General features: G+C 62.4%; 22 protein-coding genes. 5 read left to right on the top strand and 17 right to left on the bottom strand.

Going from position 1 to position 22,374, the window contains the following annotated elements:
* Positions 1-90: 90 nt before the first annotated feature.
* On the bottom strand, positions 91-1,281 hold the full coding sequence (locus tag HYI44_RS07810) for an MFS transporter (protein WP_225569102.1): 1,191 nt from the start codon (positions 1,279-1,281) through the stop codon (positions 91-93).
* A 91-nt stretch (positions 1,282-1,372) separates the two neighbouring features.
* Between HYI44_RS07810 and HYI44_RS07805 the strand changes: the two genes are divergently transcribed.
* Both HYI44_RS07805 and HYI44_RS07800 read left to right on the top strand, forming a co-directional pair.
* A complete protein-coding gene (locus HYI44_RS07805) occupies positions 1,373-1,912 on the top strand; it encodes a TetR/AcrR family transcriptional regulator (RefSeq protein WP_225569101.1) in 540 nt (179 codons plus the stop codon).
* Between the two features lie 128 nt (positions 1,913-2,040).
* The gene (locus tag HYI44_RS07800) at positions 2,041-5,511 is read left to right on the top strand and encodes a PAS domain-containing hybrid sensor histidine kinase/response regulator (protein ID WP_122838012.1); all 3,471 of its coding nucleotides are present in this window, start codon (positions 2,041-2,043) and stop codon (positions 5,509-5,511) included.
* Positions 5,512-5,626: 115 nt separating this feature from the next.
* Here HYI44_RS07800 and rmuC read toward each other — a convergent pair whose 3' ends face one another.
* Together rmuC and HYI44_RS07790 are read right to left on the bottom strand one after the other, a co-directional pair.
* Positions 5,627-6,991: a DNA recombination protein RmuC gene (gene rmuC, locus HYI44_RS07795; protein ID WP_163019378.1), complete on the bottom strand. Its 1,365-nt coding sequence runs from the start codon at positions 6,989-6,991 to the stop codon at positions 5,627-5,629.
* 175 nt (positions 6,992-7,166) lie between these two features.
* Positions 7,167-7,490 (bottom strand): hypothetical protein, encoded by a 324-nt coding sequence (locus HYI44_RS07790; RefSeq protein WP_082069201.1) that lies wholly within the window; start codon positions 7,488-7,490, stop codon positions 7,167-7,169.
* A 983-nt stretch (positions 7,491-8,473) separates the two neighbouring features.
* Here HYI44_RS07790 and HYI44_RS07785 point away from each other — a divergent pair.
* The 3 genes from HYI44_RS07785 (at position 8,474) to HYI44_RS07775 (ending at position 10,874) form a co-directional block, all read left to right on the top strand.
* Positions 8,474-8,698 (top strand): hypothetical protein, encoded by a 225-nt coding sequence (locus tag HYI44_RS07785; protein ID WP_008031832.1) that lies wholly within the window; start codon positions 8,474-8,476, stop codon positions 8,696-8,698.
* A 275-nt stretch (positions 8,699-8,973) separates the two neighbouring features.
* Positions 8,974-9,456 carry a hypothetical protein gene (locus tag HYI44_RS07780; RefSeq protein WP_045060574.1) on the top strand — a complete coding sequence of 161 codons (483 nt, stop codon included), beginning with the start codon at positions 8,974-8,976 and terminating at the stop codon, positions 9,454-9,456.
* 146 nt (positions 9,457-9,602) lie between these two features.
* The gene (locus HYI44_RS07775; protein ID WP_122838011.1) at positions 9,603-10,874 is read left to right on the top strand and encodes an OmpP1/FadL family transporter; all 1,272 of its coding nucleotides are present in this window, start codon (positions 9,603-9,605) and stop codon (positions 10,872-10,874) included.
* A gap of 77 nt (positions 10,875-10,951) precedes the next feature.
* Here the strand turns inward: HYI44_RS07775 and HYI44_RS07770 are convergent, their stop codons facing one another.
* The 14 genes from HYI44_RS07770 to cobO all read right to left on the bottom strand — a co-directional run bounded on the left by HYI44_RS07770 (position 10,952) and on the right by cobO (position 22,369).
* Positions 10,952-11,503, bottom strand: coding sequence for a glutathione peroxidase (locus HYI44_RS07770; protein ID WP_225569100.1), 552 nt, complete (start codon positions 11,501-11,503; stop codon positions 10,952-10,954).
* An 83-nt stretch (positions 11,504-11,586) separates the two neighbouring features.
* Positions 11,587-11,709 (bottom strand): hypothetical protein, encoded by a 123-nt coding sequence (locus tag HYI44_RS29295; RefSeq protein ID WP_263868409.1) that lies wholly within the window; start codon positions 11,707-11,709, stop codon positions 11,587-11,589.
* A complete protein-coding gene (locus HYI44_RS07765) occupies positions 11,706-12,914 on the bottom strand; it encodes an MFS transporter (protein WP_122838009.1) in 1,209 nt (402 codons plus the stop codon). The genes HYI44_RS29295 and HYI44_RS07765 overlap by 4 nt, the downstream gene beginning before the upstream one ends.
* Before the next feature lie 52 nt (positions 12,915-12,966).
* Positions 12,967-13,371: a MarR family winged helix-turn-helix transcriptional regulator gene (locus HYI44_RS07760; protein WP_045060570.1), complete on the bottom strand. Its 405-nt coding sequence runs from the start codon at positions 13,369-13,371 to the stop codon at positions 12,967-12,969.
* 157 nt (positions 13,372-13,528) lie between these two features.
* Entirely contained in the window at positions 13,529-14,260 is a 732-nt protein-coding gene (locus tag HYI44_RS07755) for an adenosylcobinamide-GDP ribazoletransferase (protein ID WP_225569099.1), read from the bottom strand.
* A gap of 2 nt (positions 14,261-14,262) precedes the next feature.
* Positions 14,263-14,838, bottom strand: a complete 576-nt coding sequence (gene cobC, locus HYI44_RS07750; protein ID WP_122838007.1) for an alpha-ribazole phosphatase family protein — start codon at positions 14,836-14,838, stop codon at positions 14,263-14,265.
* On the bottom strand, positions 14,835-15,890 hold the full coding sequence (gene cobT, locus HYI44_RS07745) for a nicotinate-nucleotide--dimethylbenzimidazole phosphoribosyltransferase (protein WP_225569098.1): 1,056 nt from the start codon (positions 15,888-15,890) through the stop codon (positions 14,835-14,837). Before cobT ends, cobC begins: the two co-directional genes overlap by 4 nt.
* Entirely contained in the window at positions 15,887-16,408 is a 522-nt protein-coding gene (cobU, locus tag HYI44_RS07740; protein WP_225569097.1) for a bifunctional adenosylcobinamide kinase/adenosylcobinamide-phosphate guanylyltransferase, read from the bottom strand. The genes cobT and cobU overlap by 4 nt, the downstream gene beginning before the upstream one ends.
* Positions 16,409-16,447: 39 nt before the next feature.
* On the bottom strand, positions 16,448-17,899 hold the full coding sequence (locus tag HYI44_RS07735) for a cobyric acid synthase (protein WP_225569096.1): 1,452 nt from the start codon (positions 17,897-17,899) through the stop codon (positions 16,448-16,450).
* Complete coding sequence (gene cobD / locus HYI44_RS07730; protein WP_225569095.1) at positions 17,896-18,888, bottom strand: threonine-phosphate decarboxylase CobD; 993 nt, start codon at positions 18,886-18,888, stop codon at positions 17,896-17,898. Before cobD ends, HYI44_RS07735 begins: the two co-directional genes overlap by 4 nt.
* The gene (cbiB, locus tag HYI44_RS07725; protein WP_045060563.1) at positions 18,881-19,789 is read right to left on the bottom strand and encodes an adenosylcobinamide-phosphate synthase CbiB; all 909 of its coding nucleotides are present in this window, start codon (positions 19,787-19,789) and stop codon (positions 18,881-18,883) included. The genes cobD and cbiB overlap by 8 nt, the downstream gene beginning before the upstream one ends.
* Positions 19,786-20,436, bottom strand: a complete 651-nt coding sequence (gene bluB, locus HYI44_RS07720) for a 5,6-dimethylbenzimidazole synthase (protein ID WP_225569094.1) — start codon at positions 20,434-20,436, stop codon at positions 19,786-19,788. The genes cbiB and bluB overlap by 4 nt, the downstream gene beginning before the upstream one ends.
* Positions 20,433-21,761 (bottom strand): cobyrinate a,c-diamide synthase, encoded by a 1,329-nt coding sequence (locus HYI44_RS07715; protein WP_225569093.1) that lies wholly within the window; start codon positions 21,759-21,761, stop codon positions 20,433-20,435. The genes bluB and HYI44_RS07715 overlap by 4 nt, the downstream gene beginning before the upstream one ends.
* On the bottom strand, positions 21,758-22,369 hold the full coding sequence (gene cobO / locus HYI44_RS07710; RefSeq protein ID WP_225569092.1) for a cob(I)yrinic acid a,c-diamide adenosyltransferase: 612 nt from the start codon (positions 22,367-22,369) through the stop codon (positions 21,758-21,760). Before cobO ends, HYI44_RS07715 begins: the two co-directional genes overlap by 4 nt.
* Between the last annotated feature and the right edge of the window lie 5 nt (positions 22,370-22,374).

The following is a 22,374-nucleotide window of genomic DNA, read 5'->3' as shown; positions in this document are numbered from 1 at the left end:
GGTGGAATTCATGGTAGATCCGAATCGAATATCTATATAACGGGTAATATCTCTAACTGTTATCTGTTTTACAGATATAGGCCATACCGGTTACCGGACCTCGCTACACACTTTCACTGGCGGCTGGCGCACCAGCGCAAACAACGCCCCCAGCGCCAGTATTATCAATACCGCGCCATAGGCGTCGGTCGAGGCCACCAAGCCGAAGGTGCGAGTCAGGCTGCCGGCCAGCAACGCCGGCAGGCAGAACGCCAGATAGCTGAGCACGTAGAACGCCGACATCAACCCGGCCCGCTCGTGGGGCAAGGCCAGCGGTACGAGGCTGCGCACCGCGCCAAGAAAACCCGCGCCGAAACCGCACCCTGCCACCAGGGTGCCGACAAAGAACAGCGCCAGGCTGGCAGTGTGCACGGCGATCAGGATCAACGCGACGCCCGCTGGCAGTAGGGTGGCGCCCAGTTGCAGCACCTTGTCGCCTGGCCGGTTGCGCAGGCAGTAGATCATCAGGGCTCCGGTCACCGTCAATGCCGCAACTGTCGCACCGCCAATCAGGTTCGACGTGGAGCCGGTCGCGGTGCGCACCAGCGAAGGGGCCAGGGATGCGTAGAAACCACCGAGGGCCCAGACCGCTGTGTTGATCGGCAACACCATCCACAAGGTGCGCCGGGCCTGGGGCGGTACATGCAGGGTCGGTCGCAACGAGGCCCAAGCGCCCGGTTGCCGGCTGACGCTTTCCGGCAAACGCCAGACATACAGCGCCTGCAGCACGAACATCACCAGCAACAGCCAATAGGTGAGCTGCAATGGCAGCGGCGCAAACTCAGCCAGCAGGCCACATCCCATTGCCCCCATTGCCATTCCCAGCAGCGGCGCAACACTGTTGATCAGCGGCCCCTGCTGTCGATTGGCATCCAGCAATGCGGCGCTCAACACCGCCGTGGCCATGCCGGTGGCGAAGCCCTGCAAGACGCGGGCGGCAATCAACCAGGCAACCGAGTCGGCCTTGATAAACAGCAGCATCGCGAGGATGTTCAGCATCACGGCGGTAAAAATCACCGGCTTGCGCCCCAGGAAATCCGACAGCGACCCCACGGTGAGCAACGCGACGAGCAAACTGATGGCGTAGACCCCGAAAATCACGGTCAAGGTAGCCGCTGAAAAATGCAGATGCTCCTGATACAGGTGATAAAGCGGCGTTGGCGCAGTGGAAGCGGCGAGAAAACTGAGTAAGGTGAACGCCAGAAACCACAGGCTGGAACGGTTGGACGTTGTACCGGGCATGCTATATCTCCGCAAAAGCTAATATTTTGCTTTTGCGGAGTGTGCGGCTGGCTGGCGCTTAAAGCAAATTCTTTGTGTTAAGGTCCGATGCATGGCTATTAAAGAAGGTTTACGTCCCGGTGGCCGCAGTGCCCGGGTGCAGGAGTCGATTCATTCGGCGGTCCGCGAACTCCTGGAAACACATCAACGCTCGACCCTGACCGTGCCGCAGATCGCTGCGCGCGCCGGTGTCACGCCGTCAACCATTTACCGGCGCTGGGGCGATCTGGCCGTGTTACTGGCCGACGTCGCCCTGGCACGCATGCAGCCCGATGGCGAGCCGGCCAACACCGGCAGCCTGCTCGGTGACGTGCGAGCCTGGGCCGAGCAATATCTGGACGAGATGAGCTCCGAACCAGGCCGCAACATGCTGCGCGATGTCCAGTGCAGCCAGACTCCGGGTTATTGCGTGACGATCATCGGCGCCCAGTTACAGGCCATTCTGGATCGTTACCCCGATCAGCCCGGGCCGAGCGTTGATCGGCTGATCAATTTGCTGGCGGCACCGACCGTGTTTCGCATCCTGTTTTCAGCGGCGGCGCTGGAGGTGGAGGAGTTGCATCAGTTGGTTGATATTGCGCTGGGGCAGTGACACGGGCCTGCATAAGGACTGCGACACCCCGCCACGCCACGACCTTGGTCGACACTGACTAACCCCTTGCATCGTGCGAGACTGTCTGACCGGGATGGAGTCCCGGATGTCTTTGCCCTGGAGTTCTCATGTCGCTGTCCAGCGGGCTGATCGCCGCCGTCGCCCTGGCCTATATGGCCATCATGTTTGCCATCGCCTTCTACGGCGACCGTCGCGCCACGCCGCTGCCGCCGCGGGTGCGTGCCTGGGTCTATAGCCTGTCGCTGGCGGTGTATTGCACCAGCTGGACGTTCTTCGGCGCCGTGGGCCAGGCCGCCGAACAGCTCTGGTCATTCCTGCCGATCTACCTCGGGCCGATTCTGCTGCTGGTGTGCGCGCCGTGGGTGCTGCAGAAGATGGTGATGATCAGCAAGCAGGAGAACATCACCTCCATTGCCGACTTCATCGCCGCGCGTTATGGCAAATCCCAATCCCTGGCGGTAGTGGTGGCGTTGATCTGCCTGGTCGGGGTATTGCCCTACATCGCTCTGCAGCTCAAGGGCATCGTGCTCGGCGTGAACCTGCTGATCGGCGCCGGTGCCGACGCCATGGGCGTGCGGGCCCAGGACACGGCACTGATCGTGTCACTGGTACTGGCACTGTTCACCATTGTGTTCGGCACTCGCAACCTCGACGCCACCGAACACCACCGCGGCATGGTGCTGGCCATTGCCTTTGAATCGCTGGTCAAGCTGTTCGCCTTTCTCGCGGTGGGTGCGTTCGTGACCTACGGTTTGTACGACGGTTTCGAAGACCTGTTTGACCAGGCCATGCTGGCACCGCGCCTGGAGCAGTACTGGAAGGAGACGATCAACTGGCCATCGATGATCGTGCAGACCGGGGTGGCGATGATGGCGATCATCTGCCTGCCCAGGCAATTCCACGTGACCGTAGTGGAAAACATCGACCCGCAGGATCTGCGCCTGGCCAAGTGGGTGTTTCCGGCCTATCTGGCCCTGGCCGCGCTGTTTGTCGTGCCGATCGCCCTGGCCGGGCAGATGCTGTTGCCCAGCTCGGTGCTGCCGGATTCGTTTGTCATCAGCCTGCCGCTGGCCCAGGCCCACCCTGCCCTGGCGCTGCTGGCGTTTATTGGTGGTGCCTCGGCGGCGACCGGTATGGTGATCGTGGCGAGTGTCGCGCTGTCGACCATGGTTTCCAACGACATGCTGTTGCCATGGTTGCTGCGGCGCAACAATGCCGAGCGCCCGTTCGAAGTGTTCCGTCAGTGGATGCTGTCGGTACGCCGGGTGAGCATTGTGGTGATCCTGCTGCTGGCGTACGTCAGCTATCGCCTGCTGGGCTCCACCGCGAGCCTGGCGACCATCGGCCAGATCGCTTTTGCCGCCGTGACCCAACTGGCCCCCGCCATGCTGGGCGCACTGTACTGGAAGCAGGCCAACCGCCGCGGCGTCTTCGCCGGCCTGGCCGCCGGCACCTTTCTCTGGTTCTACACCCTGGTGCTGCCGATCGCGGCGCACAGCCTGGGCTGGTCGCTGAGTACCTTCCCCGGCCTGGCCTGGCTGCAGAGCAATCCGCTGAATCTGCCCATCACTCCACTGACTCAAGGGGTGGTGCTGTCGCTGGTGGGCAACTTCACGTTATTCGCCTGGGTCTCGGTACTGTCGCGCACACGGGTGTCCGAACACTGGCAGGCCGGTCGATTCATTGGCCAGGAAATCAGCGCCCGGCCAAGCGCACGCTCGATGCTGGCGGTGCAGATCGACGACCTGCTGCAGCTCGCCGCACGCTTTGTCGGTGAGGAACGTGCCCGCCAGAGTTTCATCCGCTTCGCCTATCGCCAGGGCAAAGGCTTCAACCCGAACCAGAATGCCGACGGCGAGTGGATCGCCCACACCGAGCGCTTGCTGGCGGGCGTGCTGGGTGCCTCTTCAACTCGCGCAGTAGTGAAAGCGGCGATTGAAGGCCGCGAGATGCAACTCGAGGATGTCGTCCGAATCGCCGACGAAGCCTCCGAAGTCCTGCAATTCAACCGTGCGTTGCTGCAAGGCGCGATCGAGAACATCACCCAGGGCATCAGCGTGGTCGACCAGTCGCTGAAGCTGGTGGCGTGGAACCGGCGCTACCTCGAACTGTTCAACTACCCGGACGGTTTGATCAGCGTCGGCCGGCCGATTGCCGACATCATTCGGCACAACGCCGAGCGCGGCCTGTGTGGCCCGGGCGAAGCTGAAGTGCACGTCGCCCGCCGCCTGCACTGGATGCGCCAGGGCCGCGCCCACACGTCCGAGCGGCTGTTTCCGAATGGCCGGGTGATCGAGCTGATCGGCAACCCGATGCCCGGTGGCGGCTTCGTCATGAGTTTCACCGACATCACCGCGTTCCGTGAGGCCGAACAGGCGCTGACCGAAGCCAATGAAGGCCTGGAACGCCGGGTGACCGAACGCACCCACGAACTGTCGCAACTCAACGTCGCCCTCACCGAGGCCAAAGGTACCGCCGAGTCTGCCAATCAGTCCAAGACGCGCTTTCTCGCGGCGGTCAGTCACGACCTGATGCAGCCACTGAACGCCGCACGACTGTTCTCCGCCGCCCTCTCCCACCAGGATGACGGCCTGTCCAGCGAAGCACAGAAACTGGTACAGCACCTGGACACCTCGTTGCGCTCTGCCGAAGACCTGATCAGCGACTTGCTGGACATTTCCCGCCTGGAAAACGGCAAGATCAACTCCGATTCGAAGCCGTTCGAGCTCAATGAGCTGTTCGACGTGCTGGGTGCGGAGTTCAAGGCACTCGCCAGGGACCAAGGCCTGAAGTTCCGCGTGCGCGGCAGCAAGTTGCGGGTCGAAAGCGACATCAAATTGCTGCGGCGCATTTTGCAGAATTTCCTTACCAACGCTTTCCGCTATGCCAAAGGCCCGGTGCTGCTGGGCGTCCGGCGACGCCAGGGCGAAGTGTGGCTGGAGGTCTGGGATCGCGGGCCGGGCATTGCCGAGGACAAGCAGAAGGTCATTTTCGAAGAATTCAAACGCCTGGACAGCCATCAGACTCGCGCCGAGAAAGGCCTGGGCCTGGGCCTGGCGATTGCCGACGGCCTGTGTCGGGTTTTAGGCCATCGCCTGCAAGTGCGTTCACGGCCGGGGCGTGGCAGTGTGTTCAGCGTGTGCGTGCCTCTGGCCCGGGCGCAGGCGGCGTTGCCGGTCAAGACTGCCGAGCTTAACGGCAAATTGTTGAGTGGCGCCCAGGTGCTCTGCGTCGACAACGAGGACAGCATCCTTATCGGCATGAACAGCCTGCTAACCCGCTGGGGCTGCCAGGTGTGGACTGCGCGCAATCGCGATGAGTGCGCGGCCCTGCTCAGCGAAGGGATGCGCCCGCAACTGGCGCTGGTCGATTACCACCTGGACGACGGCGAAACCGGCACCGAATTGATGGCCTGGCTACGCACTCGTCTGGGCGAGCCGGTGCCGGGGGTGGTGATTAGCGCCGATGGTCGGCCGGAGATGGTCGCCCAGGTGCATGCGGCGGGGCTTGGGTACCTGGCCAAACCGGTTAAGCCGGCGGCGCTGAGGGCGTTGTTGAGCAAGCATTTGCCGCTTTAAATGCCAGATCAAAAGATCGCAGCCTTCGGCAGCTCCTACAGGGCTGTACACCATCCGATGTAGGAGCTGCCGGAGGCTCGGGCCGTGTTCGGACGATCTTTTGATTCTGGGGCTTCTACTCCGGCAACTCCGCCAACCCATCCACATCCGTCATCGCCCGCTCCAGCAGATCCGCCGGCAGGCTCTTGCTCGCCCGCGCGCCCAGCAACTTCAGCTGCTCACTGCGACTGACCAGGTTGCCCCGGCCCTCTGTCAGCTTGTTGCGTGCCGAGCTGTAGGCCTTGTCCAACTGTTGCAGGCGATTGCCGACCTCGTCCAGGTCCTGGATGAACAATACGAACTTGTCATACAGCCAACCGGCCCGCTCGGCGATTTCCCGCGCGTTCTGGCTCTGGCGCTCCTGTTTCCACAGGCTGTCGATCACTCGCAGAGTCGCCAGCAAGGTGGTCGGGCTGACGATCACAATGTTGCGGTCGAATGCTTCCTGGAACAACGTCGGCTCCGCTTGCAGCGCCGCCGAGAACGCCGCTTCGATCGGCACGAACAGCAACACGAAATCCAGGCTGTGCAAGCCGTCGAGACGCTTGTAGTCCTTGCCGGACAAGCCTTTGACATGGGTGCGCAGGGACAGCACATGTTGCTTGAGGGCGATCTGGCCGATGGCCTCATCATCAGCCGCCACGTACTGCTGGTAAGCCGTCAGGCTGACCTTGGAGTCGACCACCACCTGCTTGTCGCCCGGCAAGTAGATGATGACGTCCGGCTGGAACCGCTCGCCGTCAGGACCTTTGAGCGTGACCTGGGTCTGGTACTCGCGGCCTTTCTCCAGGCCCGCGTGTTCCAGCACCCGCTCAAGGATCAGCTCACCCCAGTTGCCCTGGGTTTTCTGCCCCTTGAGTGCGCGGGTCAGGTTGGTGGCTTCGTCGCTCAACCGCAGGTTCAACTGCTGCAGGCGCTCCAGTTCCTTGGCCAGCGAGAAACGCTCCCGCGCCTCAGCCTGGTAGCTTTCTTCGACACGCTTTTCGAATGACTGGATGCGCTCTTTCAGCGGATCCAGCAGCTGGCCCAGGCGCTGCTGGCTGGTCTCGGCGAACCGCTGCTCGCGCTCATCGAAGATCTTGCCCGCCAGTTCGGCGAACTGGGCACGCAACTCATCCCGCGAGCCCTGGAGGTCGCTGAGCCGTTGCTGATGGCTTTCCTGTTGTTCGCGCAGCTCGGCATGCAGGGAAGCGGCTTGGGCGTCGAGACGGCGCAGCTCAGCCTCTTTGCCAGCACGCTCGATGTTCCAGGCATGCGCGGCGTCCCGGGCGTCGTCGCGCTCGACCTGCAACAGTTCGACTTCGCGGCGCAGCGCGGCCAGCTCGGCCTGCCTGGACGTGTTGATCTGACTGAGGTCAGCGATTTCATCGCGACTGGTTTCCAGCTGGGCGTTCAGGCCGTCCTGCGCCAGCAGGGACATCGCCAGCCGCTCCTGCAGCAATGCCACTTGCGCCTGCGTCACGCTGGCGCGGCGCTGCAATTGCCAGGCTAATACCAACAACGGCAGGGCAGCCCCCGCAAGACCAAGCAAAATGCTGGTCAAGTCCATAGCCATAGCCGCTCCTGCCGATGAGATAAAGCTTGAAGGTTAACCAAGGCGTCAGGTCTTGGACAGCTCAGTCTTCGACCAGGCCCAGTTCCCGCTGTGCGCGCCGATCCCCTGCCCGCGCCGCCTGGCGCAGCAGGTCCTGGCCGATGCGGCGATCGCGGGCATTGCCGCACTCACGACACATCAGCTGGCCGAGGCGGCTTTGCGCTGCCACCACGCCTTCACGTGCCGGCTGCTTGAGCAGACGTCCGGCGAGGTGTTTCACGTTCGGGTTGTCGCCCAGGCGCGGGCTGTCCAGAAGCCACTCGGCCACACGCATGGAAAAGCGTTTGGGTGGGACAGCGGCGGTGGGTGAAGAGGTTACGGAAACTGATACTGAACGAAACTTCATAAAACACTGTAGGGCAGATCGGAAGGCGCGCCACTCTACTCTTTTTTTCCTACAGGTAAAGCTTAAAAAAACCGGCACGCCCGTCCTAGAGCAAGCGCTCGGGACAATCCACAGAAGCTGTGGATAACTCAGTGGACAACCTGCCTTGAACTCTCGCAAACCCCTATGGAATGGGGCTCGCAGTCAAACTGACGATTTTTTCACCAGTAAAAAAAAGCGATGTTTTTCATTGACTTAAATTTTGGTTACAGGCACCCACTGCGCTTGCGAGTCAGATGACAGTGCCGTGACAGCGTGCGCAACTAATGTGCACAAGTACCTTCGCGACGGTTATATCAATGCGCTTTTTCGGCGCGTTTTGCGTTACGAACCTGTTGATTACTCGTTCACAACCCTTGATCCAGGCCGGTCTGGGGCCAAGCCTGCGTGCTCAACCAGCGGTCGGATTCTGTGCTACTGCACAGCGCACCCGACCAATGGCCATGCCTGAAAAACCCGCTCGATTGTGCTCGCCACGGTCTCTTTGCTTATACCCCTTCCATTACCAATATTGTTTTGTTAGTATCTACGGCGTTAGTACCAAGCTGAAAGTCAATTCTGGTCGAACAAATCCTCCCGGACAGCCTTCATAAACGAAGCCCTTCCGAATAAGCGGGATCGACCACCTCGATGGTTTCCAGGTAAACCTTGCGTCAATACAGCCTTTGATCGAAAGCAAAGGGTATTGCCAGGCCCACTTACTCTGACCGAACCAGCCTGCAAATTGATCAGGATCTTCACCCCGGGCCCAGAACCTTTGCCCTTGATGTGTTGCCTGCCCTCCTAAGTACCTACCTGCCAGCCCAAGCGCGCCAATTATCAGCGCTTCAAACTGGCTGCTTTGTTCCAGTCGGGTTCTTCGGTCGACCAACGGTGGTCGTCGTCACTGGAACGTTTTAATTTTGCACGGCTCTTATCCGTGTCGCTTGTAGGAACACCCAATAATGACTACTCAAATCCACACCCAGGATGCTATCCGCACCCTAACCAACGCTTTTGCACCAATGAACTGCCTGATCATGGCCGCTCGCAAAGGCTGCTTCAGCTTCACTCTGGTTAACGAACACGGCATCGCTCGTCACAGCGAACGCCTCTACCCCGATCAGTACTCCAGCGCCGAACCGCTGCAGGCCGTGATCGAGCGTACCCGTCAGGCACTGGTTGCCTGATACGCCAGAAAGACTGAGACATCAAAAGCCTCGCTTAAAACGCGGGGCTTTTTATTGCCTGATATTTCCCTTCCAGCCGCCAAAGCTTAAGCACCAACCGATATAACGGTTATAACTGGCCGACGGAAATATTTTAAAAACAGGCCTTTACGTCGCGAATATGACACTACACTTCAACTCAAGCGGCTTGATCCGCTTCCGGCGAGCCTGAACCGATCCATCGCTGCCAAGGCCCCCTTTCAGGTATCGCCGACCACTTCCGCTCCGAGGGCTTTATGGGTATCGCTGCCAGCGAACTGTGCCGCTATGTGATTCGTCCGACCTTACTCTACCTCGGACGCCACAGCGCAACTGCCGAATCCCTGCTGCTGGGTATCGCCGCCAGCCAGTCAGCCCTTGGTTCCGCCCTGCACGACCGCCGTGGCCACGGCCTGTACCGAATCGCCGAACCGCGCCACCAGGCGCTCTGGGATCATTACCTGGCCCTGGACCCGGAGCGCGCCAGCCTGGTGCGCGGCCTGGCGAGCCAGCATGCGTTCCTCAGCAGCCCGCATCTGGAATTGACCGTCAACCTGCGTTACGCCACCGCCATCGCCTGGCTGCTGGTAGAAGAACAAAACACCTCGCTCCCCGAAGCCGATGATCTGCTCGGCATGGCCCGCATCTGGCGCCAGACCTTCCAGCCCCAAGGACGCCTCCGTGATTTCACCTATGCCTGGCATACCTGTGTTTCAACGCTGAATCAGGTTGCCTGCTGAACCACACCTCTCACAAGATCGCCCAACTCGCGGCGAATCCGGTCTGATTGTCCTACAAAACCGCTCTAACTCAAGCATTACAGCCTATAGCGCTGGGACGAAAATGTTGGTAATTTTCGCCCCGGTGATCACCAGGAGTTCTAATAATGAAAAAAGTAATGCTCAAAACCACCCTTAGCCTCGCCGTTACCTTGGCATCCACCCAGATCTTTGCAGCTGGCTTTGCCATCAACGAACAAAGTATCAGCGGGATGGGTACAGGTTTTGCCGGGCGATCTTCCTCTGCCGATGACGCAAGCACCATTTTTGGCAACCCTGCCGGCATGTCGCGCATCAAGCGCGAACAAGTCACCGGCGGCGCTGCAATGCTCGACGCACACACCGATATCAGCCACGCCAGCTCCAGCCCGAACGGCGGCACCAACCACGGTGATATGGTCCCGTTCATCGCCGTACCGATGGGCTATTACGTCAAGCCGATCGATGACAAGTGGGCAGTAGGCGTAGGCGTCTACGCACCCTTCGGCCTGGTGACCGACTATGAGAGCAACTTCGGCGGCCGCTACTTCGGCAGCAAGAGCGACGTTAAAGTCGTGACCCTGCAACCAACCGTCAGCTACGCCTTCAACGACAAGGTGTCGATCGGTTTCGGTCCGACCATCAACCGCATCGACGGCAAACTGGAATCGAACCTGTCGATCACCCAGGCCGCCGGCGATGGCGAAGTCAAGATCAAGGGTGACGACACCGCGCTGGGCTACAACATCGGCGTGCTGGTACAAGCCACTGACAGCACCCGCCTGGGCCTGACTTACCACTCGAAAGTGAAGTACAAGCTCGAAGGCAACACCAAGGTCAACTACAACGTCCTGGGCCTGATCGGCCAGAACCCGAGCCAGAAGTACGACGCATCCCTGGACCTGACGACGCCTGAGTCGGTCGACTTCTCCGTGACCCATCAGCTTGATGACCAGTGGACCCTGTACGCCGGCAGCACCTGGACCCGCTGGAGCCGCCTGAAAGAAATCACCGTGGAAAACAGTGGTGTACCCGGGGTGCTCAATGGCCAATTCGGCAGCATCACTGAAGACCAGAACTGGCACGACACCTGGGCTCACGCCATCGGCGCGTCCTACCAGCTGAACAAGCAATGGGTACTGCGTACCGGCCTGTCCTTCGACCAGGCGCCGACCAACAACGTCGACCGCTCCCCACGCATTCCGACTGGCGATCGCAAGATTTTCAGCCTGGGCGCCGGCTGGAGCCCGACCGACGACCTGACCATCGACGTGGCGTATTCGTACCTGCGCGAAGAAGCAGTCAAGGTCAACAACAGCAACGACCGTGGCCAGAGCTACAACGCCAAGTATGAAAACTGGGCGAATGGTTTCGGTGTAGGCGCGACCTACCGCTTCTGATGAGAGACGCCTTGCGCGCCTGAATCAAAAAAGCCCCGCTCTGTGTGACAGAAGCGGGGCTTTTTAATGGGCGTCGATCAGGGTTGCGAGGCGATGGCCTTCTCGACAGCAGCGATAAACTCGGGGTCGTCGGGCTTGGTCAGGCTGGAGAAATTGGCGATCACCTTGCCCTGGCGATCGACCACGTATTTGTAGAAATTCCATCTCGGCGCGCCAGTCTGTTCGGCAAGCACCTTGAACAGGTGAGTCGCGTCGTCACCCCGCACTTTCTGCGGCTCGGTCATGGTGAACGTCACACCGTAATTGACGTAGCAGACCTTGGCGGTCTCGGCGTCGTCCTTGGACTCCTGCTTGAAGTCGTTGGAGGGCACGCCGATCACCTCCAGGCCCTGCGCCTTGTAACGCTGATTGAGCGCTTCAAGGCTCTTGAACTGCGGGGCGAACCCACAGAAGCTGGCGGTATTGACCACCACCAGCGGCTTGCCAGCAAAGCGCTGGCACAAATCGATCGATTCCTTGGCGCGCAACTTCGGTAGCGAGCCCTGTAGCAGTTCCGGGCATTCGGCTGCCTGGGCCAGTCCAGAAAACGCAATCAGTAACGCGGGAACGGCTAACCAGCGCGTCAACATATCCGTGCATCCTTGAGAAGGTCGTCAGAGCGAAGTTACTCGCGCGCACCTCTTTCTAGCAAGCACCAGTCAGGCAAACAGCTCTAACAAACGCCCATGCCCAACTGCATCAATGCCAGCCCGCCCTGGTGCCAGCCCCACCACGCCAGGGCCAGCAGCAAGGCACCAGCCGCCGCCAGGGCAATACGCGACCAAAGACGGCTCACGACGCACTCAACTGGGTCTGCAACCGCGCCACGGGCCGCTCGCGCACCGGCCAGTTAAGGGCCGCCGCCAACAGGCTGAGGAGAATCGCCACTTGCCAGATCAAGTCATAGCTCCCGGTCCGGTCATACACCACCCCGCCCAGCCAGCCGCCCAGGAACGAGCCCAACTGGTGAAACAGGAAAACAATGCCCCCGAGCATGGACAGGTTTCGCACGCCAAACAAGGTGGCGACGGTGCCGTTGGTCAATGGCACCGTGGACAGCCACAGGAAGCCCATCGCCATGCCGAACAGGTACGCGGTGGTGGTGGTGACGGGCGCCCACAGGAACAACCCGATGACCACCGCGCGCAGCAGGTACAACCCGGTCAGCAGGCGCGGCTTGGACATGCGCCCGCCGAGCCAGCCGGCGGTGTAGGTGCCGAAGATATTGAACAGGCCGATCAGCGCCAGCACCGTGGTGCCGACCGTTGCCGGCAGGTGCTGATCCACCAGGTAGGCCGGCAGGTGCACGCCGATGAATACCACCTGGAAACCGCAGACGAAAAAGCCGAACGCCAGCAGCCAGAACCCCGAATGGGAACAGGCTTCGCGCAGCGCTTCACCCAGGGTTTGCTCATGACCGAGGGACGGCAGGGGTTTGTCCTTGAGCATGCCGACCAAGGGGACGATCAATGCCACCAGCAAGCCCAGCACCAGCAAGGCTGCAGACCAGCCCAGCCAACCGATCAGCCCCAGGGTGCCGGGCAGCATGGCGAATTGGCCAAACGAACCGGCCGCACTGGCGATGCCCATGCCCATGCTGCGTTTTTCCGGTGGTACCGCCCGCCCGACCACCCCGAGAATCACCGAGAACGAAGTGCCCGACAGTCCGATCCCGATCAGCAGGCCGGCACTCAAGGATAAGGTCACTGCCGAATCGGAAAGGCCCATGCACACCAGGCCAGCGGCGTATAGCACCCCGCCGATCAGCACCACCTTGGCCGCGCCAAAACGATCCGCCAGGGCGCCGGTGAAGGGTTGCGCCAGGCCCCAGATCAGATTCTGCAGGGCGATGGCAAAGGCAAAGGTTTCGCGGCCCCAGCCAAACTCGGCACTCATCGGCGCCAGGAACAGACCAAAGCCATGGCGAACGCCCAGCGACAACGCAAGAATCAGCGCACTGCCCAGCAACACCCAACCGCACGTACGCCACATCGATGTCATTATTATTCTCCGATAGCGGGTATATACCCGCTTATGATCGAACGCGCCGGCTTCAAGCCAGTTCGTCCAGCAGTTTGAGCAAGGTTTCGCGTTTTTCCGCCCCCAGGCGATCAACCAACCGCTGTTGCGCAGCCTCCCAGGCAGGCAAGGCCGCCGCCAGGCGTTCGGCGCCGGCGTCGGTGAGCTTGACGATGCGATTGCGCATGTCCTCGCCCTCGACCAGCATCACCAGCCCTTCCCCTTCCAGCACCCGCAGATTGCGCCCCAGCGTGCTGCGATCCAGGCCCATGGCCTCGGCCAGGGTGGAAATACTCGGCTGGTCCAGGCGTTGCAGGTTGCACAGCAAAGAATACTGGGCAACGTTGATTCCGAAGCCATCGAGAGCGCCGTCGTAATGCCTGCTGACGCCACGAGCGGCGCGACGCAGGTTGATGCATAAACATTGGGAGTCGAGCATGATGCGTGTATATACCCGCGAGTGAGATTAATCAAGTTTTCTGCAGCAACCGTAGGAGCAAAGCTTGCTCGCGATGGGGATGTGACATTCAGCAGTCATGTCGCCTGGTAGCACGCGATCGCGAGCAAGCTTTGCTCCCACAGGTAATCATGTCTAATCAGACCAACACCAACCCAACCAACACCCCAACCTCCAGCAACTCCAGCAGCGCCCCCGCCGTATCCCCGGTGGTCCCACCCAATCGCCGCAGCATCACCTGCCGCAGCCAGGCAAACGCCAACCCGGCCATGATCAGCGCAAACACCCCATTGAGCCCCGCCAGTAACACACAGGCCAATGCACTGAGTGCCAGCACCCGCTTGCCCGCCGAGCGCGGCAGATGATCAGCCAGCGCCTGCCCCAGCCCCCCGGCACGCACATAAGGCGTGGTCAGAAACAGCCCCAGCAAGGCAGCGCGCCCAATCAGCGGGACTACCAGCAAATAAACCCCATGGTGCTGATCGATCAACGCCAGCAACGCGGCAAATTTAAGCAGCAATACCAGCACCAGCGTAACCACTGCGATCGGTCCGCTGCGCGGGTCCTTCATGATGGTCAGGGTGCGTTCACGGTCGCCAAAACCGCCAAGCCACGCATCAGCGCTGTCGGCCAGGCCATCGAGGTGCAAGCCGCCGCTCAACAGCACCCAGGCCGTCAGCAACAGTGCGGCGTGCAGCACTAAAGGGCTGCCATTGAGGAGGCCGTTCAGCCCCCACAAAATTACGCCAAACAGCAACCCCACCAGCGGATAAAACAGCAGTGAGCGCCCGAGCTCCTGAGGTGTCGGCATGCCCGGGAGGCGTACCGGCAGGCTGCTGAGGAATTGCAGGGCGATCCAGAATGGCAGCATGCTCAGTTCGCTTCCCGCAACAGTCCAGCGGATTCAACGGCCAGGGCAAACATCGTACCGTGGCCGACTTCGACATTCAGCAGTTGCTCACGGGGCAACCCCCGGGCCCGCGCCAGCAGCAGGCGCATCACTCCGCCGTGACTGACCAGCAAGACCCGCTCCCCCGCATATGTGGCGCGCAAACGCTCGACGGCGCCCAGCACCCGCGCGGAGAAATCCTCGACCGGCTCGCCCTGAGGCGGGGTGAACGAATACGGATCGGCCCAGAACAAGCCCAGGCCCTCGGCGTCGGTTTCCATCAGCGCCGCAGCGCTCTGCCCTTCCCAGGCGCCGAAATGCAGCTCCTGCAGAGCCTTGTCCTGATGCACCGGCACGCCCAGTTGCGCGCCGAGCTCCTCTGCAAACCGCGCGCAGCGTTGCAAGGGTGAGCTGACCAGGCGATCCCAAGGCCCCTGATCCGCCACCGCGGCACGCATCTGTGCCCAACCGGCGTCGGTGAGCGCGTCGTCGATGCTGCCGCGCAGGCCGCCGCCCAGTTCGGTTTCACCGTGGCGCAACACGTCCAGGCGCAGGGTCATGCCGGGCGGTCCGCGACGGCGGCTTCGGCAAAGGTCGCCATCTGCCCGTGAAGGTCACAGGCCAGGCGCAGCAAGGGCACGGCCAGCGCGGCACCAGTGCCTTCGCCCAGGCGCAGGCCGAGCGCCAGCAAGGGTTCGGCGTCGAGCGTCTCGAGCACCTGCCGATGCCCCGGCTCGGCGCCACAATGCCCAAACAACAGCCATTGCCGGCACGCCGGATTCAGCCGCACGGCCACCAGCGCGGCAACGCTGCAGATAAAGCCGTCCACCAGCACCGCCACCCCTTCCTGGGCACAGGCCAGATAGGCGCCCACCAGTGCGGCAATCTCGAAACCGCCGAGGTTGAACAGCGTCTGCAACGGATCGCCACGCTGGGCACTGTGCAGTGCCAGCGCGCGCTCGATGACCTGGGCTTTATGGCTGACGCCTGCGGCGTTCAGTCCGGTGCCAGGCCCGGTCATTTGCACTACCGGGCAATCGAGCAATGCACAGGCCAGGGCGCTGGCGGCGGTGGTGTTGCCAATGCCCATTTCACCGCCGATAAACAGCTGGGCGCCGCCAGCTATGGCACGGTGGACGCTGTCGCGGCCCGCCTGCAAAGCCAGCGCGCCCTGCGCTGCAGTCATCGCCGCAGTCACGGCGAAATTCGCCGTGCCCGGGCCGATGTTCAGGTGCCGCACGCCTGTGAGGTCGAGGCCCGGGTTGACGGTACCGAGATCGACCACTTCCAGGGCCGCACCCAGTTGCCGTGCCAGCACGCTGATTGCCGCGCCGCCGCTGACGAAGTTGTGCAGCATCTGCCCGGTCACTTCCTGGGGATACGCAGAGACGCCTTCGGCAACGACGCCATGGTCGCCGGCAAAAATGCCGATCCACACCTGATCAAGCGTCGGCTTCAGTTGACCCTGCAACCCGGCCAGTTGCACCGCCACAGACTCGAGCCGCCCCAGCGAACCCGAAGGCTTGGTCAGCTGCTGTTGGCGGGCCTCAGCCTGTTCGACGGCGTGAGTGTCTATGGATTTGCACGGGTTGAGCCACCAGGCTTGGGTCATAACGCGGTTCCTTTGAGAGTCAGGGGCAGGCCGGCCACGGTGAGGACGACTCGCTGGCAGCGCTCGGCCAGCGCCTGATGCAGCCAGCCGGCCTCATCGACGTAGCGCCGGGTCAACTCGCCCAGCGGTACGACGCCCATGCCGGTCTCGTTGCTGACGAAAATGGTTTCACCCGGCAAGGTCGCCAGGCAGTCGAGTAAAGCGTCGCGTTCGACCGACAGGCGTTCGGCGTTGTCCAGCATCAGCAGATTGGTGAGCCACAGGGTCAGGCAATCCACCAGCAGGCAGCGATCGGCGCGGGCGTTTTCGCGCAGTACGCGGGCCAGTTCCAACGGTTCTTCGATCAATGCCCATTCGGCCGGCCGCCGCGCACGATGGTGGGCGACCCGTTCGCTCATTTCGCCGTCCAGCGGCTGGCTGGTGGCTATATAGGTGACAGCCAGTTCACTGTCAGTGGCGAGTCGTTCGGCCAGGCGGCTTTTGCCGGAGCGGGCGCCGCCGAGGATCAGTTGCAGCATGGTGGATTCCTTGAAATCTTCGGTGGGGCGATAGGGCACTCAGATACCACACAGTTCACGCAACAGCCCGGTATCGAGGTGCTGCTCCACCAGATCCGCCAACCGCTCGATATCCCGCTCTCGCAGCCCGTGATAGTCCACCTCCTGCGCATCCTGCAAACCGGCCCAGCGCAGCAGCGCACTGCAGGCCGCCGGCGACTCGAACAAACCGTGCAGGTATGTGCCGAAAATCTGCCCGTCGGCGCTCTGCGCGCCATCACAGCGGCCATCGTCCAGCAGCACTGCCGAATTCTCCAGCGCAGGGCCGGTGGTCACGCCCGCATGGATTTCGTAGCCGCTGACCGGCGCATCTTCCAGTGCCAGGCGACCACGCACATTGCGCAGTTGCTTCTCCTGTTCCAGCCGGGTTTCAAAGGCCAGCAGGCCCAGCCCTGCGCTGGAACCGGGCGCCCCTTCCAGACCCAGCGGATCATGCACCTGCGCACCGAGCATCTGCAGGCCGCCGCAGATGCCCAACAGCTTGCCCCCGTAACGCAGGTGACGGTCAATCGCCGTGTCCCAGGCATTGGCGCGCAGGTAGGCAAGATCACTGCGCACGCTTTTCGAGCCGGGCAGGATGATCAGGTCGGCGGGGGGAATGGCCTGGCCGGGGCCGATGAACTGCAAGTCCACCTGCGGGTGCAGGCGCAGCGGATCGAAATCTGTGTGGTTGCTGATGCGCGGCAAGACCGGCACCACCACCTTGAGCACCTGGTCCGCCTTGTCGGCCTGGCGTTGATCGATGCCATCCTCGGCTTCCAGGTGCAGGTCCATCACGTACGGCAGTACTCCGATCACCGGTTTGCCAGTGCGCGCTTCCAGCCAGTCCAGGCCAGGTTGCAACAAGGCGATGTCACCGCGAAAACGGTTAATGATGAAGCCTTTAACGCGCGCCTGCTCACTGGCGGACAGCAACTCCAGGGTGCCCACCAGGTGCGCGAAAACCCCGCCGCGGTTGATGTCTGCAATCAACACCACCGGACAATCGACAGCCTCGGCGAAGCCCATGTTGGCGATGTCGCCGGCGCGCAGATTGATTTCCGCAGGCGAACCGGCGCCTTCCACCATCACCACCGGATAGGCTGCGCTCAAGCGTTGATGGGAAGCGAGCACCGCCTGCATCGCGATGGCCTTGTAGTCGTGGTAGGCGACCGCGTTCATGCTCGTCACCGCCCGCCCATGGATGATCACCTGGGCGCCGGTGTCGCTGTTGGGCTTGAGCAGCACCGGATTCATGTCGGTGTGAGGCTCGAGATTCGCGGCCTGGGCCTGCACCGCCTGCGCACGACCGATCTCGCCCCCGTCGGCGGTCACTGCACTGTTGAGCGCCATGTTCTGCGGCTTGAACGGCACCACGCTCACGCCCTGGCGCACCACCCAACGACACAGCGCGGTCACCAGGGTGCTCTTGCCAGCGTCGGATGTCGTGCCCTGCACCATCAACGTAGTCATTGTGCTTCCTCGACGAAGGCTTCAAGGGCTGACACCAGGCGTGCCCAGTCGGTTTCCTCGGCGGGCAGGCCAAAACGCAGGCTGCTGTTGTGGGTGAACAGGCGCAACAGGATGCCGCGCCGCGCCATGAACTCATACAGTGCTTCGGCGCGCTCGGTGATCAGCCACTGGAACAGCGCGCAGCCGCCCTGTGGTACGAAGCCGTATTGCTCGAGCAGCAGCGCCAGGCGTTTGCTGGCGGCCTCGGTGCGCAAACGTTGCCCGATGTGCCCTTGGGTATCCAGCAGACAGGCCTGGCCGAGGATGCGGGTCGGCCCACTGACCGCCCAGGGGCCGACTTGCTCGGCGAGCAATTTAAGGAATCTGCGCTCGGCCAGTACAAACCCCAGCCGCACGCCCGCCAGGCCAAAGAATTTGCCGAACGATCGCAAGACGATCAAGCCGACCTGATGGGTATAAGCAGCCACGCTCAATTGCGGCGTGTTGTCCATGAAGGCCTCGTCCACCACCAGCCAGCCGCCGCGCTGGGCCAATCGCGAATGCCAGTCGAGCAGGCGCTTGGGGGACAGGCTAAGGCCCGTGGGGTTGTTCGGATTGACCACCACCAGCACGTCCAGGTTGTCGATAAAAAAATCCACTTCCTGCTCCAGCACTTCGCGCACGATGTAGCCGCTGCGGCGCCAGGCTTCGGCGTGCTCGGCGTAACAGGGTGACAGCACGCCGACCTTGCCGGCCCGGCGCAAACGCGGCAGCAGCTGGATTGCCATTTGCGAACCGGCCACTGGCAGCACCTGGGCAGCACCGTAATAATCGCAGGCAGCCTGCTCCAGGCCGTCATCGCTTTCCGGCAGCCGCGCCCACGCTCTCAGCGGGATCTGCGGGATGGGAAACGGCCAGGGCGAGAGGCCAGTGGACAGGTCGAGCCAGTCGGCTTCGGCGATACCGTAGTCGATTGCCGCTTTGCGTAAGCGCCCGCCGTGTTCAAGCATAAAACTCCGCCCCTACGCAGATAATCAACAGCCACAACCATACCCCGCGCTGGACCAATTGCCAGCCACGGTCGATGGAATCCGCGTCCGCCGGTACGCCCTCACCCAACGGCGGGCGCTGGTGCAGCTCACCGTGGTAAATCGCCGCCCCGCCCAGCTCCACGCCCAGCGCGCCGGCACCTGCGGCCATGACCGGACCGGCATTGGGGCTGTCCCAGGTCGGCCCCTGGGTCCGCCAGCATTTGAGTGCCAGTCGGGTTTTGCCCAGCAAGGCGTATGTCAACGCCACCAGCCGCGCAGGAATGTAGTTGAGGACGTCGTCGATTTTCGCCGCCGCCCAGCCAAACCGCTCGAAGCGTTCGTTGCGATAACCCCACATGGCATCCAAAGTGTTGCTCAAGCGGTAGAGCACCACCCCCGGCGCGCCAGCGACGACAAACCAGAACAGGGCGGCAAATACCGCGTCGCTACCATTCTCCAGAACGGATTCGGTGGCCGCGCGGGCGACTTCGGTTTTATCCAGCTCGCTGGTCTGGCGGCTGACCAGGTAACCGACGCGAGTGCGCGCTTCATCCAGGTCATCGCTGCGCAGGGCCCTGGCCACCGGCTCGACGTGCTCGCCAAGGCTGCGCATGCCCAGTGCGCAATAAAGTGCCAGGATCTCGACGATCCAGCCCACCAATGGCGCCCAGGACAGCGCGGTCGCCAGTAAGGTCAGCGGCACTACGGCGAGTACCCAGGCCGTCACGCCATGGCTGCGCCAGCCTCTACCACCACTGTTGAAGCGCTGCTCGATGCGATCGGCAAAGCGCCCGAACGCCACCAGCGGATGCCAGCGCCTGGGTTCGCCCAGCAGCGCATCCAGCCCCACCGCAGCGACGGTCAACAACGCCACACTCATTGCCTCTCTCCCCAGACATTTTCATACAGCAATTCACCCAGCGGCCGCGACTGCGCCCAGCCTTCGAGAACCAGCATCGGCGCCGGATAAAATTCCTGCACCGGCCCCAGGCACAACACCGCCATCGGTTTTGCTCCCGGCGGCATGCCCAGCAGATCGGCCAGGGCTTGCGGCTCGAATAGCGAAACCCAACCCATGCCCAGCCCTTCGGCACGGGACGCCAGCCACAGGTTCTGGATGGCGCAGGACAACGAGGCGATGTCCATTTCCGGCAAGGTGCGCCGGCCGAAGATGTGGCGTTCGCGATCATCCATCAGCGCAGCGACCAGCACTTCGGCGCAGTCGTTGATGCCTTCGACTTTGAGCTTCATGAATTCGTCAGTGCGCTCGCCCAGGGCTTGGGCGGTACGGATCCGCTCTTCTTCCACCAGGCCCTGGATTTGAGCGCGCACAGTGCGATCGCTGATGCGCAGGAACCGCCAAGGCTGCATCAGGCCGACACTGGGGGCCTGGTGCGCGGCTTCGAGCAGGCGCCGCAGCAGCTCGGGCTCGACAGTGCCACCGCTGAAGTGGCGCATGTCGCGGCGTTCGGCGATGGCGCGGTAGACCGCATCGCGTTCGGCCTGACTGAATGTGGCGTCGGTCATGGCCTTTTCGCGAGCAAGGCGCCCTCCCGGTCAGGCAAAAACAGTGCCGCCACCGCAACCGGATTCGACGGAAAATAAAAGTGCACATAAGAAGCCGTCATCCGCCCCTGACGATAAACCGCCTCCGCCCCACGTCCGCCATTCGGGCTCAGCCCGCGGGCAATCGGTGCCAGCTCGGTGCTGGTCAACGAGTGATGGTAGGTATGCCCACGTAATGCGCCCTCGGGCAGTTCCACCACCTGCAAGGCCAATGCAGCCAGGCGCTTTTGCATCACCGCATCTCCGGCCAGCAACCCCACCAGTTCGGCACGCGTGCCGTCGACGTCGGTCAACGAATCGAGCAGATAAAGCATCCCGCCGCACTCGGCCAGCAACGGTTTGCCCGCGCCATGGTGCGCGCGGATCGCCGCCAGCATCGAGGTGTTGCCAGCCAACGCCGCATGGTGCAATTCCGGGTAACCGCCTGGCAGGTAAAGGCTGTCCGCCTCGGGCAACGCGGCATCACGAATCGGCGAGAAAAACCGCAACTCGGCGCCCATCGCCCGCAACAGGTCCAGGCTCGCACCATAGGTAAATGCAAAGGCCTCATCACGCGCCACGGCGATGCGCACGCCTGCGAGCAAAGGTTCGGCAACAACCAGATCAGGCGCGGCAAATTCCACCGCCGGGGGCAACGCTACTTCACAACTGCTGGCCAAGGCGTTAGCGGCGGCATCCAGACGCAGATCGAGGTCGTTCAATTCGCTGGCCTGCACCAGGCCGAGGTGACGACTGGGCAACTCGATCCCGGTCTCCCGGGACAGCGCGCCATACCAGCGCACCCCCTCAGTCAGGCTGCCTTCGAGCAACTGCGCATGGCGCAAGGTGCCCACGCGATTGGCCAGCACCCCGGCAAACGGCAAATCCGCCTGATAGCGCGCCAGCCCCAGAGCCAGGGCGCCAAAGGTCTGCGCCATGGCCGTGCCGTCGATCACCGCCAGCACCGGCACGCCAAAATGCCGCGCAAGGTCGGCACTGGAAGGCGTGCCGTCGAACAGCCCCATGACCCCTTCGATCAGGATCAGGTCCGCCTCGCCAGCGGCCTCCCACAAGAGGCGTCGACTGTCCTGCTCGCCGACCATCCACATGTCCAGTTGATAGACCGGCGCACCGCTGGCGCGCTCAAGGATCATCGGGTCGAGAAAGTCCGGGCCACACTTGAATACGCGCACCTTGCGCCCCTGGTTGCGATGCAACCTGGCCAGCGCAGCGGTCACGGTGGTCTTGCCCTGACCGGAAGCCGGCGCTGCAATCAATACCGCCGGGCAACAGCGAGGCTGACTCACAACTCGACGCCTTTTTGCGCCTTGATCCCGGCGTGGAACGCGTGCTTGACCACGCCCATCTCGGTCACGGTGTCGGCCAGTTCAATCATCTCCGGCTTGGCACCGCGACCGGTCACCACCACGTGCTGCATGGGCGGACGAGCCTGCAAATCACTGAGCACCTGATCGAGATCGAGATAACCGTGCTTGAGCGCGATGTTCAATTCATCCAGCACCACCAGGCCGATCGAGGGGTCACGCAGCAGTTCGCGGGACACTGCCCACGCCGCTTCGGCGGCGGCGATATCGCGCTGGCGATCCTGGGTTTCCCAAGTGAAGCCTTCGCCCATCACATGAAACCGCACCTGCTCCGGGAAGCGCCGGAAGAACAACTCTTCACCGGTGCTGTTGCGGCCCTTGATGAACTGCACCACGCCGCACTGCATGCCATGGCCCATGGATCGTGCGAGCATGCCGAACGCCGAGCTGCTTTTGCCCTTGCCATTGCCGGTGAGCACCAGCAGCAAGCCGCACTCATTCGGCGAGTTGGCGATGCGTTCGTCGATCACGGCTTTTTTGCGCAACATGCGCGCCAGGTGACGTTCGTCACGATCGGGGGTATCAGTCATGGGGA

Origin of the sequence: Pseudomonas sp. Y24-6, assembly GCF_020295325.1 — a bacterium.
In the GTDB taxonomy this organism is placed as follows: Bacteria; Pseudomonadota; Gammaproteobacteria; order Pseudomonadales; family Pseudomonadaceae; genus Aquipseudomonas; species Aquipseudomonas gregormendelii.
Note: the sequence above shows the minus strand (reverse complement) of the source record. Positions and strands in the feature narration are given on the sequence as shown.

What these genes read in the sequence shown, in the direction of transcription:
- HYI44_RS07810 (WP_225569102.1), bottom strand. Translation starts at nt 1,281, where the DNA reads ATGCCCGGTACAACGTCCAACCGTTCCAGCCTGTGGTTTCTGGCGTTC.
- HYI44_RS07805 (WP_225569101.1), top strand. Translation starts at nt 1,373, where the DNA reads ATGGCTATTAAAGAAGGTTTACGTCCCGGTGGCCGCAGTGCCCGGGTG.
- HYI44_RS07800 (WP_122838012.1), top strand. Translation starts at nt 2,041, where the DNA reads ATGTCGCTGTCCAGCGGGCTGATCGCCGCCGTCGCCCTGGCCTATATG.
- HYI44_RS07790 (WP_082069201.1), bottom strand. Translation starts at nt 7,490, where the DNA reads ATGAAGTTTCGTTCAGTATCAGTTTCCGTAACCTCTTCACCCACCGCC.
- HYI44_RS07785 (WP_008031832.1), top strand. Translation starts at nt 8,474, where the DNA reads ATGACTACTCAAATCCACACCCAGGATGCTATCCGCACCCTAACCAAC.
- HYI44_RS07780 (WP_045060574.1), top strand. Translation starts at nt 8,974, where the DNA reads ATGGGTATCGCTGCCAGCGAACTGTGCCGCTATGTGATTCGTCCGACC.
- HYI44_RS07775 (WP_122838011.1), top strand. Translation starts at nt 9,603, where the DNA reads ATGAAAAAAGTAATGCTCAAAACCACCCTTAGCCTCGCCGTTACCTTG.
- HYI44_RS07770 (WP_225569100.1), bottom strand. Translation starts at nt 11,503, where the DNA reads ATGTTGACGCGCTGGTTAGCCGTTCCCGCGTTACTGATTGCGTTTTCT.
- HYI44_RS07765 (WP_122838009.1), bottom strand. Translation starts at nt 12,914, where the DNA reads ATGACATCGATGTGGCGTACGTGCGGTTGGGTGTTGCTGGGCAGTGCG.
- HYI44_RS07760 (WP_045060570.1), bottom strand. Translation starts at nt 13,371, where the DNA reads ATGCTCGACTCCCAATGTTTATGCATCAACCTGCGTCGCGCCGCTCGT.
- HYI44_RS07755 (WP_225569099.1), bottom strand. Translation starts at nt 14,260, where the DNA reads ATGCTGCCATTCTGGATCGCCCTGCAATTCCTCAGCAGCCTGCCGGTA.
- cobC (WP_122838007.1), bottom strand. Translation starts at nt 14,838, where the DNA reads ATGACCCTGCGCCTGGACGTGTTGCGCCACGGTGAAACCGAACTGGGC.
- cobT (WP_225569098.1), bottom strand. Translation starts at nt 15,890, where the DNA reads ATGACCCAAGCCTGGTGGCTCAACCCGTGCAAATCCATAGACACTCAC.
- cobU (WP_225569097.1), bottom strand. Translation starts at nt 16,408, where the DNA reads ATGCTGCAACTGATCCTCGGCGGCGCCCGCTCCGGCAAAAGCCGCCTG.
- HYI44_RS07735 (WP_225569096.1), bottom strand. Translation starts at nt 17,899, where the DNA reads ATGACTACGTTGATGGTGCAGGGCACGACATCCGACGCTGGCAAGAGC.
- cobD (WP_225569095.1), bottom strand. Translation starts at nt 18,888, where the DNA reads ATGCTTGAACACGGCGGGCGCTTACGCAAAGCGGCAATCGACTACGGT.
- cbiB (WP_045060563.1), bottom strand. Translation starts at nt 19,789, where the DNA reads ATGAGTGTGGCGTTGTTGACCGTCGCTGCGGTGGGGCTGGATGCGCTG.
- bluB (WP_225569094.1), bottom strand. Translation starts at nt 20,436, where the DNA reads ATGACCGACGCCACATTCAGTCAGGCCGAACGCGATGCGGTCTACCGC.
- cobO (WP_225569092.1), bottom strand. Translation starts at nt 22,369, where the DNA reads ATGACTGATACCCCCGATCGTGACGAACGTCACCTGGCGCGCATGTTG.